Annotated in this window: 10 protein-coding genes and 1 pseudogene; all 11 read left to right on the forward strand. The window is 41.7% G+C overall.

What is annotated here, in order from left to right; all coding sequences use genetic code 11:
• Positions 1-83 precede the first annotated feature (83 nt).
• On the forward strand, positions 84-455 hold the full coding sequence (gene flaG, locus MKZ26_RS19650) for a flagellar protein FlaG (protein WP_340767284.1): 372 nt from the start codon (positions 84-86) through the stop codon (positions 453-455).
• 20 nt (positions 456-475) lie between these two features.
• Complete coding sequence (gene fliD / locus MKZ26_RS19655; RefSeq protein WP_340767285.1) at positions 476-2,032, forward strand: flagellar filament capping protein FliD; 1,557 nt, start codon at positions 476-478, stop codon at positions 2,030-2,032.
• Positions 2,033-2,065: 33 nt separating this feature from the next.
• Entirely contained in the window at positions 2,066-2,467 is a 402-nt protein-coding gene (gene fliS / locus MKZ26_RS19660; protein WP_340767286.1) for a flagellar export chaperone FliS, read from the forward strand.
• Positions 2,464-2,817: a hypothetical protein gene (locus tag MKZ26_RS19665; protein ID WP_340767287.1), complete on the forward strand. Its 354-nt coding sequence runs from the start codon at positions 2,464-2,466 to the stop codon at positions 2,815-2,817. Before fliS ends, MKZ26_RS19665 begins: the two co-directional genes overlap by 4 nt.
• Positions 2,818-2,977: 160 nt before the next feature.
• Positions 2,978-4,444 (forward strand): methyl-accepting chemotaxis protein, encoded by a 1,467-nt coding sequence (locus MKZ26_RS19670; RefSeq protein ID WP_340767288.1) that lies wholly within the window; start codon positions 2,978-2,980, stop codon positions 4,442-4,444.
• Positions 4,445-4,598: 154 nt separating this feature from the next.
• Positions 4,599-5,809, forward strand: a pseudogene (locus MKZ26_RS19680) (IS3 family transposase).
• 575 nt (positions 5,810-6,384) lie between these two features.
• Positions 6,385-7,860, forward strand: coding sequence for a methyl-accepting chemotaxis protein (locus tag MKZ26_RS19685; RefSeq protein ID WP_340767289.1), 1,476 nt, complete (start codon positions 6,385-6,387; stop codon positions 7,858-7,860).
• Between the two features lie 63 nt (positions 7,861-7,923).
• The gene (locus tag MKZ26_RS19690; RefSeq protein ID WP_067211970.1) at positions 7,924-8,319 is read left to right on the forward strand and encodes a PilZ domain-containing protein; all 396 of its coding nucleotides are present in this window, start codon (positions 7,924-7,926) and stop codon (positions 8,317-8,319) included.
• Positions 8,320-8,438: 119 nt separating this feature from the next.
• On the forward strand, positions 8,439-9,005 hold the full coding sequence (gene hpf / locus MKZ26_RS19695; RefSeq protein WP_067211968.1) for a ribosome hibernation-promoting factor, HPF/YfiA family: 567 nt from the start codon (positions 8,439-8,441) through the stop codon (positions 9,003-9,005).
• Positions 9,006-9,228: 223 nt separating this feature from the next.
• The gene (secA, locus tag MKZ26_RS19700) at positions 9,229-11,736 is read left to right on the forward strand and encodes a preprotein translocase subunit SecA (RefSeq protein WP_067211966.1); all 2,508 of its coding nucleotides are present in this window, start codon (positions 9,229-9,231) and stop codon (positions 11,734-11,736) included.
• 38 nt (positions 11,737-11,774) lie between these two features.
• Positions 11,775-12,876 (forward strand): peptide chain release factor 2 gene (gene prfB, locus MKZ26_RS19705; RefSeq protein ID WP_156476176.1). Its coding sequence is split into 2 segments (ribosomal slippage): positions 11,775-11,846 and positions 11,848-12,876, totalling 1,101 coding nucleotides; the frame shifts between segments, so codons are not numbered across the junction.
• Positions 12,877-13,181 lie beyond the last annotated feature (305 nt).

Genomic DNA, 13,181 nt, shown 5'->3' on the forward strand with positions numbered 1-13,181 from the left:
TTATTGCCAAATTACTTAACTTCCTTTTTGGTTTGCCGATATAAATCATAATGTAAGTTCTGAGGAACAGGGAGGTTTGAGGAATGGTAAGTCGTATGGATGGGGGAACTACGATGCATCATGCAAGCGTTTCAGTTGAAAAAGTAGCATCGAACAAGGAAGTTACGGTGGTACCAGTGCAAGCCGTTGTAGAGAAAGTACAACCGCAAGCTGACCAAGAACAACAATTACCTGCCGATAAAGCAAAGCAAATGACGGACAGCATGAACACATTTTTGGAAAGTGCGAATACGCAATTACGTTTCAAGTTTCATGAAAAGCTCAATGAATACTATGTAACAATTGTCGATTCGAAAACTGACGAAGTTATCCGAGAAATCCCATCTAAAAAATTGATGGACATTCATGCGGAGATGCGCGATTTTGTAGGTTTGTTAGTAGACAGAAAAATATAATATGAAGGTGTGAAGGAATTATGAGAGTTAGTGGACTAGCTACTGGGATGGATACAGAGACGATTATTAAAGATTTAATGAATGCGAATCGTATACCACTTGATAAAATCACACAGAAGAAACAATACATGCAATGGGTACTGGATGATTATCGGAGCATCAATCGAAATCTGAAAGCTACGAGTGATAAAGTGTTTGATACGGTTATGAGGGAAAGTACATTTATGGCGAAAAGTGTGAGCGTATCAGATTCAGATGCAGTTGGCATTAAGAATGTGAATTCTACTTCTGAGTTTGCAGGATCGATTCAAGTTCATAAGTTGGCAACACAATCTACACTTCAAAGTTCGGGGAAAATTGTGAAATTTGTAGATAATGGCGATGTTGAATTTGAGAAAACAACTCTTTCAGAACTTGGAATTAATGGGACGAAAATTACTATACATGCACCAGATTCCAATGGCGTAGATGATAAAGGTGTAGAAGTTGAGTTTGATCCGGACACAGAGACGCTAAAGTCATTACTAGACAAAATAAATAAAAAAACAGGCGTTAACGCTTTCTTTGACTCGAAAACTGGGATAATTGCCCTAAGCGCCAAAAATGGTGGAAGTAGTGAGATTAAAGTGACGTCAGAGGGTACTGATAATGCGGCCTCGATATTGAAACTGGATAGTAATGGCTTAAACTCAAAAGTCGGGAATGATGCTGATGTTACATTAAACGGACTTCGTATTACTCGTTCATCAAACACATTCCAAATCAATGGTTTTGAAATCAATTTGAAACAAGTTACAGCACCGCTAGATGAAATTACAGCAGTTGGACCGGGGATAGAAAAAGCAGTTTTAGATGGCGGAAAAACCATAACATTCAGCTCTTCCCCGGACACAGACAAAGTCGTGGATGCTGTCACTCAATTTGTCAATGACTACAATAAAATGATTGAAGAATTGAATGCGAAAATACGTGAACCGAAGCACCGTAGTTTCCAACCACTTTCCGATGCAGAGAAGAAAGACATGAAGGAAAATGAAATTAAGTTATGGGAAGAAAAGGCAATGAGCGGCACACTGCGCAATGATCCTGAAATTACCAATATGCTCACAAAATTGCGTACAATTATGAGTAGTTCAGTCATGGGTTCAGATGATAAGAAGATAACCTTGAAGGATTTAGGGATTACGGCATCGAATTCTTATACTGAAAATGGCAAACTAACAATTGATGAAACTAAGTTGCGAGCAGCAATCGCAGAGAATCCGAATAAAGTCTATGAAATGTTTGCGAAACAAGATGGTGATATATCGAAACGCGGAATTGCCGCTCAATTCCGAGCGGTGATCGATGATAGTCAGAAAGTTATTTCCGCGAAAGCAGGTAGTGTAGGAGATGTCAATGATAAATTCGCACTTGGACGTAATCTGAAGGATATGGATAAACAAATCGAACGGTTTGAAGAACGCCTCACAATGACCGAAAGTCGACTTTGGAAACAATTCAATGCAATGGAAAGTGCAATCCAACGTTTAAATGCACAGTCAGCCAGTATTATGAGTTCATTCGGCGGCGCGTAACAATAGCGGAGATATAAAGGAGATAGATTATAAATGGCTATAAACAATCCCTATGCAACCTATCAAAACAACACGGTGAATACGTCGACACCAGGTGAACTGACACTCATGCTCTATAACGGTTGTTTGAAATTCATAGTACAAGCAAAAAGAGCAATGGAAGATAATAATATAGAAGAGAAGAACAAGTCTGTCCAAAAAGCACAAGCAATTATTTCTGAACTGATGCTGACTCTTGATACTTCGTACCCAGTTGCTGAAAACATGCTCATTCTGTATGAGTTCGCAAATAGCAGATTGATTGACGGCAATATTAAAAACGATTGCGCAATGTTTGATGAAGCCTCTTCTATCATTACTGAATTTCGTGATACATGGAAGCAGGTTATTCAGATCAACCGACAGAAACAGTATGCGAGTGTGGATGAAATATGATTCGGCCCGCACTGATTGCTTGGCGTGATTTGACGGAGAAACTGATGGAATTGACGGGGGAAATTGCGGAAGATACGCGTGATAAGACGATTGCGGGTATCGAATCACTTCTCGATGATCGTGATAAGTTGCAACCACATATTACTGCCCCGTTCACGGTCGAAGAGGAAGTGTTCGGCAAAGTTCTTGTCGCGGCAGAAGAGGATGTTAAAAAGAAACTTGCTCAATTTTCACAACTGATTCGTACAGACATCGTGGAATCACAAGCGAAGAAAGACAATATGAAAAACTACGTCAATCCTTACAGCAATGTAGCACGAGATGGTACATTTTACGATACGAAGCAATAACTACTACCCGGTTGGAGATTAATTCTCTGACTGGGTTTTTTATTGAATAATTAGTTAATTATGCCTGTATGAATGGTGGTTCATTAATGGTACATTTTACATAGAATGTTTAATGTAAACTTTAGTATGAGAAAAATTGATGGTAAAGGGGAAATATAGGATGAATATTACTCAATTAAAGCGGGAAGATTGGCTTCGGAAAAACTCGATTATGATGATTGGATTTGCACTTGCTGCAGGGCTGGGTTTACTAGCCCAACTCATACAGCGCTCCCCGATAACTATTCAATTGTCTGTTGCCATACCTTTTGCACTCGCGATTCTATTCTATTTTCTAAGTAAAAAAGTTGAGGTATTGTCACTTCTTCTGCCTTATCTATTACTCATCATGAATTTTGCAATTGCGATGGGTGTCATCTTTTTTTCAGAAGCGAATCTAGGGACAATAGGTATCATCATTCTTATTTTGGTGATAGGTTCAATTCACGGCAAGATGGCCATTATGGCGTTTGGTTTTGCACTGAGTTTCATTGCCATGATAATAAATAATCAATTTTTCATTGCTCCAGAACTCGTTGGAGGAAGCGGGACAAATTTATTACTTCTTCATTTCCTAGCAGGGCTTGTCTTATTCTTGCTTGTCCGTCAAAATGGGCGGATGTTCATGCATGTGGAGGAACTTGTCGAACTAACAGAACTTAAGGTGCGCGAAGAAGGAGCACTTGCTGCAAAGCTTGACGAGGCGGTTGGAAAGATTACATCGAACCTTGCGTATCTTCGTTCAAATTCGGAGACATCTGCGACATCGCAGCTTGAAATGCTTGCGGCTGTTAATGAAGTAAGTGTCGGCAGTCAACATCAGGCGGATCATATTTCAGATATCGCGGAAAATGCGGAACACACTTACGAATCGGTTCAAGTCATTGCAGAAGGCTTAGGTCAGGTCGTGATTCAGGCGAATGAAGCAGGCCGAAAAGCCGAAGATGGCACTATGAAAATTGCACAGTTAAAAGAAAGCATTGATTCTTTCACCACTTTTTTCACTGATCTAAATGAAACGTTTGGTATATTATCAAGTAAAATTGACGAAACGAACGTTTTCGCAAGTGCCATTAAAGCCATCACGGAACAGACAAATTTACTTGCGCTAAACGCCTCGATTGAAGCTGCGCGTGCTGGAGAACAAGGAAAAGGGTTTGCGGTAGTTGCGGAAGAAATTCGGAAATTGGCAGGACTTACAAGAGAGACCTTAACTAAAATTGATGCAAACTTGATAGAAGTGAACAATTATAACGAAATAGCCGTTAAAAAACTTGGAGATGGATTAGAACAAGTGACGATGCAGACTGCAGTAGCAGATGAATCTAGTGCGTCCTTTACAGATTTATTTGGAACGATGACGAAGTTGCAGAATGTATTATCGATTTTCATCCAAGACTTCGGCAAAATTACGAAAGACAGTGCATTAATTCAGGAACGAACGATGGATTTCGCGGCGATTGTCGAGCAAAGTACCGCGGCTGTGGAAGAATTGAATGCTACGTTGACCGAACTGACTGAAGAACAACAACAAATCGCTACGTATATCAATGAAACACATGAGGAAGCAGTTCGGATAAGAAACTAATGCGATGTTGCCCCTTTTTTGGGGAATTATTTGCCGGTCGTGTATTGTATACGATTGGTTAGGGTGATATATGAATGTAGTATAGAAAGTGGACACAATCCAATGAGCGTGTTGGGATGGAGAGAACAAACTAACTGAATGGAGCGTGTCCATTATGAAGAAACGAATAGATAATCAGCTGAAAGAGCATTTGATCAAGCTGGTGGTGGAAGACGGAAGAAAACAGATTGAAATTTCACGGGAGATGGATGTGCCTGTTAGTACCTTGCGAAAGTGGGTAAGTCAACATCGAAAAGAACTGGAAGGAAAACGTAATGGGGAAGAATTTGTAACCTCTACCGAGCGGCTAAGGCAGCAACGAGCGCTTGAAAAAGAAATCCAGGAACTGAAGGAAGAGAATGAAATCTTAAAAAAAGCCATGCACATCTTTTCAAAAAACCTGCAGTGATCTATTCATTTATTGAAAAGCACCGGGAAGAATACCGCGTGAATAGGATGTGCGAAGTTCTAAAGGTTTCAAAGAGCGGCTACTATAAATGGCGAGAAAAAGTACAAAGTGCCTCGCAGAAGAAAAAAGAAGGGGCATTAAAGTTAATCAAACAAATTTTTTACGAGAATCGGGAGGTCTATGGAAGCCCCCGAATCCAACGGATTCTGAAGAAACAAGGGGTACCACTTTCAGAGAAGACTGTCTCAAACTATATGAGAGAGCTGAGCTTATGCGCTACAGTGCCTTTTCACTATACGGTGACAACTCAATCTAATCATGAACATCCGATTTATCCTAATTTGTTAAAACGAAACTTCCATGCGGATCATCCCAATCAAGTGTGGGTCGTGGATATCACCTATATCTGGACAAGTCAGGGGTGGCTATACCTGGCTACGGTGATGGATTTATTCTCTCGTAAGATCATTGGTTTTAACTTAGCGAACACCTTATCCACGCAGCTGCCTCAACTGGCGCTGGAGCGTGCTTTTCATTTCCGTTCCCCAGAAGAAGGGTTGATTCACCATTCAGATCAGGGCTCCCAGTATGCGTCTGTTGCTTATACTGGACTGCTTAAAGAGAAGCAGTGCCAAATCAGCATGAGTCGTAGAGGTGACTGTTACGACAATGCGTGTATTGAATCCTTCCATGCGACAATCAAGAAGGAACTGATTTACCGAATGAAGTTCAAGACACGAAAGGAAGCAGAGACGGCAGTGTTGGATTACATCATCTCGTTTTATAACGAGAAACGCATCCATTCCACGTTAGACTATGTCTCCCCTAATTTTTTCGAGTCACAGTATCAAGAATTGAAAGAGAAAAATGCCCAGAAACCACTCACAACTTTCGTGGAAGAGCAGTTGGCTTTTTAACTGCTCTTCCACGAAAGTACAGCAAGCGCAGCGCGGTAGGCTTTTTAAAATAACTGCTCATTAATTCATGTCCACTTTCTTGACAGAATACCATATATGCTCGGTTGTGTGCTGTTTATGATTGATTAGGAAGATATATGCTCGGTCGTGCGTTGCTTATGATTGGTTAGCGTGTTATATGCTCGGTTGTACGTTGCTTATGATTGGTTAGGAAGATATATGCTCGATTGTGCGATGTTTATGATTGATAAGGGTGATATATGCTCGATTGTGCGTTGTATATGATTGGTTAGGAAGATATATGCTCGGTCGTGCATTGTATATGATTGGTTAGGAAGATATATGCTCGGTTGTGCGTTGTATATGCTTGGTTAGGAAGATATATGCTCGGTTGTACGTTGCTTATGATTGGTTAGGAAGATATATGCTCGGTCGTGCGTTGTATATGATTGGTTAGGAAGAAATATGCTCGGTCATGCGTTGCTTATGATCGGTTTACAGTAATATGTTGGATAATTCAATCAACGGCAAGTAAGATTAGGTATATAGATAGGAACTTCTAAGGGGGATTATGAATGCACACTGTGGATACCATTCGGCAGAAGGAATTTTCGAATAAGAACTTCATTCTATTTATGACACTTGGTGGTTCTAGTTTCATTGGCTTGATTTTTTATTTTGTTACGGGGCAAGGTATGCTGAAGACAGTGAGTATGGCGATACCGGTTGTTGTTACGTTATTGTTTTATGCATTGGCGAAAAAGGTCGCTATTTTTGAGAACATGTTTCCATGGATTGTCCTTGGCGTGACGGGATTTGCCGCGATATTGAATGGGGTTATAGGGGAACCGTCAGTGGCGACAGCTGGAATAGCGTTTTTCATAGCAGGTATTGCAAGTGTTCATTTATCCATGCGGATTATGACCTATGGTTTTGCGCTGTCCCTTGCTGTTCTGGTCGTCTTTTTAACGAACTATCCGTATCAGGAGCAAATTGCAGCGAGCAAAGGTAGTTTGGCGCTTGTGCTGATCTTAATGTCAGTAGGGCTATTCATCCAAATAAAGCAGACGAAAAAGCTGGAAATGCAAGTCGATTTGTTTACGACTGAGCAGGCAGCACACACGCTTTTAGAAGAGAGCAAGCATCGTTCGTTGAATGAAGGGATTGAACAGGTTGCAGCTGATTTGACGGCGATTGGGGAGACGGCTGGACGTCATTTGGAAGCACAGAAGGAACTGCTGACAATTATGGATGGCGTTTCAGCGAGTGTTGAACAGGAAGCATTTCAAATTGCGAACATCGCAAAAAACGCACAAAGCACGCAAGATGATGTAGCTGATATGCATAAGGAAACGCATCTTATGAATGAAGACACAGCTAGTCTGCGCGCTGAATCTGCTGACATGGTGGAAGTCATGCAAAACTTGCGTACAGGTATGCAAGAAGTGGAAGTCTATCTCACTGATTTGAACGGATCATTTGATGCGCTTACTGAGAATATCGAGAAGACGAATGCGCTTGCCAAGTCGATTGAGACGATTACGGGACAAACGAATCTTCTTGCATTGAACGCGTCAATTGAAGCGGCTCGCGCGGGAGAGCACGGCAAAGGGTTTGCGGTTGTCGCGGATGAAATCAGGAAACTTGCTGGATTAACGGCGGTGACATTGGTTGAAATAAATGGCAATTTGGAAAATGTCAACACGATGAATGATCGCTCGCGTGCCAATTTGACGAACAGTACAGGAAAACTTGTTACACAGGCAGCATTGTCGGTGGACGCTGAAATGAAAATCGGACTCATGCACAACACATTGAGTGACCTTCACCGGAAGTTTGGCATGTTTGACGACAAGATGGCTTCAATTACAAAGGAAACGATGGACATCGGGCGTATGACAAGCTCATTTGCTGACTTACTGACCGAATCGAGTGCATCACTGGAAGAAGTGAACGCTACGATTCATGGAACGGTTGCAGACAATGAGCAGATTGTGACGACGCTGGACGGGACAATGCGAAGAACGGCAAGCTTGGCTGAAGTTCGTTGAAAGTTAAGTAGTCTGTTATAATGAGAGAAACAAATCTTGGTGCGTTAGAACGGAGTGGAGAAGATGCTTTATAAACGGACTGAATATTTTAGGTATACATTTGGGGAACCGCTTGTAGCTGAATTCCGGATTGTCGTTGAAAATGGAACGGATATAGAATCGAGCCCGGGCGAATGTCATTTCTTAGACATCAGTCCAGGTGGTGCAAAGCTTTTTGCGAAGTTCGATATTCCTCTTGAACGTGAATCTGTCCGCTTGCATATCAAATTCACACTTTATGAAAAATTAATCGACCTGCAAGGCGTAATTGTGTGGAAGAAGCCATATAGTGGGGGATACATGTACGGTTATGATTTTGATGAAAACGTAGAAATTGAACATTTAATCGTCGAAGAGCTTAAACTTCGCAGACGCTCTGAAAGTGCATTGGGTAGCGCTATAAAGGACGAAAAAAAGTAATTTTTGAACGTATTCGTCACAAATCGACAATATATTTAATTTTCTAAATGTTTTTAGAAGGACTTTATGGGGAATGTGTAGAAGTGTACTGTATAGGTTAACTTAAAGGAGGAGTTCATATGTTAGATTTTAATATTCGCGGTGAAAATATCGAGGTAACTCCGGCAATTCGTGAACATGTCGAGAAGAAATTGCAAAAAATCGAAAGATACTTCGATGAAAATGCGAACGCAACTGCACATGTGAATTTGAAAGTTTACAATGATAAGCAAACTAAAGTGGAAGTAACAATTCCTATGAAAAACTTAACGCTTCGTGCAGAGGAACGTCATAACGATTTATATGCAGCTATCGACTTGATCGTTGACAAGTTAGAGCGTCAAATTCGAAAATATAAAACAAAAGTAAACCGTAAGTTCCGTGAACGTGAAGGCGTTGCAGCATTCTTCGCATCCGTCAATAAAAGTGAAGAGAAAAACAGTGATGCAAATGGGGAAGAAGATCAGGCATTTGCGATCGTCCGAACTAAGAATTTTGATCTAAAACCGATGGACCAAGAAGAAGCAATTCTTCAAATGAACATGCTTGGCCACGATTTCTTCGTCTTCACAGATTCCGATTCTGACGGCACAAACATCGTTTATAAACGTAGCGATGGTAAATATGGCTTAATTGAAACAAGCTGAATAGATAATGGAGTTTGGAAGACCCCTAAGCGGGAATACTGCTTAGGGGTCTTCTTTTGATTTCCAATAGTGGGGGACGAGCGGAAAAACCTATTATACCCGCGTATTATGGTCCTCCCATCACGCAATACAAAATTTCCTTAATGTGTTTTGGCTAGACCATTTGCACCGTGCAATTCACAGTGTTAAAATGAAGGGTGAACCTAATGAGGATGTGACCTAAATGCTTAGCGTATTGAATAAAATGTTTGATATGAATAAACGAGATTTGAAGCGTCTTGACAAGATTGCGGACAAGGTCGAAGCGCTTGCAACACAAATGGAACAGCTTACGGATGAACAACTGACAGCAAAAACAACTGAATTCAAAGAACGTTTCTTAAAAGGAGAAACGCTTGATGATCTTCAAGCTGAGGCTTTTGCAGTCGTTCGCGAAGCGTCGAAACGTGTTCTTGGCATGTATCCATTCCGTGTGCAAATTATTGGGGCTGCTGCTTTACACGAGGGCAATATCGCGGAGATGAAAACCGGTGAAGGGAAGACGTTGACGTCAACGCTTTCGGTTTATTTGAACGCACTTGCGGGTCAAGGCGTACACGTTGTAACCGTGAACGAATACCTTGCAAGTCGTGATGCGACGGAAATGGCGCTACTTTATGAGTTTCTCGGATTCTCAGTTGGTCTGAACTTAAATAGTTTATCGAAAGAAGAGAAACGGGAAGCGTACAGTGCGGATATTACGTATAGCACAAACAACGAACTCGGTTTCGATTACTTACGTGATAACATGGTGCTTTATAATGAACATAAAGTGCAGCGTCCGCTGTTCTACGCAGTTATAGATGAGGTTGACTCGATCTTAATTGACGAAGCGCGTACACCACTAATCATTTCAGGGCAAGCTGCGAAAGCGGCAGAATTGTATCGCTTGGCAAATAAATTTACACAATCACTCAAAAAAGAAGAAGATTATTCATATGATGAGTCGACGAAAGGTGTCGTCTTGACAGAAAGTGGTATCGAGAAATCGGAAGCTGCATTCAGTATTGATAACTTATTCGATTTGGAACACACGACACTTAATCATGCGATTAACCAATCGTTGAAAGCACATGCGAGTATGCATATTGATGTCGATTATGTTGTTCAAGAAGGCGAAGTCGTCATTGTCGATTCATTTACAGGACGTCTTATGAAAGGTCGTCGCTACAGTGATGGACTTCACCAAGCCATTGAAGCAAAAGAGGGCCTAGAAGTTCAGAATGAAACAATGACTCTTGCAACAATTACATTCCAAAACTACTTCCGTATGTATGACAAACTGTCTGGTATGACTGGGACAGCGAAAACGGAAGAAGAAGAATTCCGTAATATTTACAACATGAACGTCATTGCTATTCCGACGAATCGTCCGCTAATCCGTGATGACCGTGCAGATCTTATTTACTCTTCAATGGAAGGTAAATACCAGGCAGTTGCGGAGGACATCAAAGAACGGAATGACAAAGGGCAACCAGTTCTTGTTGGTACAGTTGCGATTGAAACGTCTGAGATTATTTCGAAGCATTTGACAAAATACGGTGTGAAGCATAATGTTTTAAATGCGAAAAACCACAGTCGTGAAGCGGAAATTATTTTGGAAGCCGGTCATAAAGGCGCTGTTACAATTGCGACGAATATGGCGGGCCGTGGTACGGATATTAAACTTGAAGAAGGCGTGCAGGAGCTTGGCGGTCTCGCGGTTCTTGGTACAGAACGACATGAGTCGCGTCGAATTGACAACCAGCTACGTGGACGTTCTGGTCGTCAAGGGGATCCGGGTGTAACGCAGTTCTATTTATCGCTTGAAGATGAATTAATGCGCCGTTTCGGTTCGGACCAAATGAAGTCGATGATGACGAAACTTGGTATGGACGACACGACGCCAATTCAATCGAAAATGGTATCGCGTTCAGTTGAATCTGCTCAGAAACGGGTAGAGGGAAATAACTTTGATGCACGGAAACGTTTGCTGCAGTATGATGATGTATTACGACTGCAGCGTGAAATCATCTACAAAGAACGTAATGAAATTCTAGAGTCAGAAAATATTCGTGGCGTACTAGAGAAAATGCTGTCGAATGTAATTGCAAATGCTGTGGCAATTCATACGACGGAAGAAAAAGAAAGCGATTGGAATCTAAAAGGACTCGAAGATTTCTTGGGCGCAAATATACTCCCAGACGGTCGTATAACAACTGTGGCTATGGAAGAGAAATCGGTTGAGGAATTGACGTCGTTAATCCAAGAAGCTGTTACTGAACGGTACGATGAGAAGGAAGAAGAAATGTCGGAAGAGCGCATGCGTGAATTCGAAAAAGTCGTCTTGCTTCGTGCCATTGACTCGAAATGGACAGATCATATAGACGCGATGGATCAATTGCGTCACGGTATCCATTTACGTGCATATGGTCAAACTGATCCGCTTCGTGAGTACCAGGCGGAAGGATTTGCAATGTTTGAGGAAATGGTCGCATCGATTGAAGCCGATTCAGCGAAGTATGTGATGAAAGCAGAAATCCGCAACAACCTTGAACGTGAAGAAGTTGTTAAAGCACAGGCCGTTAATCCGAAAGAGGATGGCGAGCAAGTGCGTAAGAAACCAGTGCGTCGCGCAGTAAACATCGGTCGTAACGATCCATGCCCATGCGGCAGCGGGAAGAAATATAAAAACTGCCACGGTAATGCATAAGTTACCGGGCAACCCAAATTCAGGAGGAAACTATTATGATGGAATTATCCGATGTACGCAACGAGCTCGACAAATCAGCTAAGAAATTAGCGGACTTTAGGGGGTCTCTTTGACTTAGAAAACAAAGAGGCACGAATTCAAGAGTTAGATGAAGCAATGCTGGAGCCAGGTTTCTGGGATAGCCAGGAAGGTGCACAAAAAGTAATCTCCGAGTCGAATGCGTTGAAAGACGTTGTCGGCGAGTACACGGAGTTGACTGATGAACAGGAAAACCTTGAAATGACGCTTGAACTATTACGCGAGGAAAACGATGCAGAGATGCAAGAAGATCTTGGCGTAGAGTTGAAGGGATTCAAGAAGAAGCTCGATGAATTTGAACTGCAAATGCTACTCAGTGATGAATTTGATGCGAATAGTGCGGTTCTTGAACTTCATTCGGGTGCAGGCGGTACGGAATCCCAGGACTGGGCTTCTATGTTGCTTCGCATGTACACACGTTGGGCTGAACATCGCGGCTTCAAAGTCGAAACACTCGACTATCAAGCCGGAGACGAAGCTGGCGTGAAATCCGTAACATTGGCAATTAAAGGACATAACGCATATGGGTATTTAAAAGCAGAAAAAGGCGTTCATCGCCTCGTTCGGATTTCTCCGTTTGACTCATCAGGCCGACGCCATACGTCATTCTCTTCAATAGAAGTAATGCCGGAGTTTGAAGGCGAAGTTGACATTGACCTTAAAATGGAAGATGTTAAAATCGATACGTACCGTTCAAGCGGTGCGGGTGGACAGCACGTCAATACGACAGATTCAGCAGTCCGTATGACGCATCTTCCAACTGGCGCAATTGTTACATGTCAGACAGAACGTTCACAAATTAAAAACCGTGATCGCGCAATCAATTTATTGAAAGCGAAGATTTACCAGATCAGAGTCGAAGAAGAAGAAGCACGTCTTCTTGAAATTCGGGGAGATCAAAAAGAAATCGGTTGGGGAAGCCAGATCCGTTCATACGTTTTCCACCCGTATTCCATGGTAAAAGATCACAGGACGAGTGCAGAAACAGGAAACGTCAGTGCAGTAATGGACGGCGATATCGACCTGTTCATCAATGCTTACTTACGTTCACGTATATCTTAATAATATGAAATGAAAAGGAGTGCACTTCGGTGCGCTTTTTCATTTGCCCACATCTTTAATGAAAAAAATGGATAGTCCTATAAAGAGGTTTTGGAAGCATGGATTATGTGTATATTAACTAATACAGACGTAATTTTAATGTTATTAGTCGTTTGGCACGTCTAATAATGGAGTTCACAAAGTTGAGACAAACTGTAGTGGAGGTTGAGAAGACGCTATTTGTCGACGGTTTGATGAATTTAGGGTAATCCCTAGGTGATTTTAATGCACGTTGTTTTGGTATACTTAGGTAGGCAGTACAATAA

The sequence above is a fragment of the Sporosarcina sp. FSL K6-6792 genome (assembly GCF_038004885.1).
Classification (GTDB): domain Bacteria; phylum Bacillota; class Bacilli; order Bacillales_A; family Planococcaceae; genus Sporosarcina; species Sporosarcina psychrophila.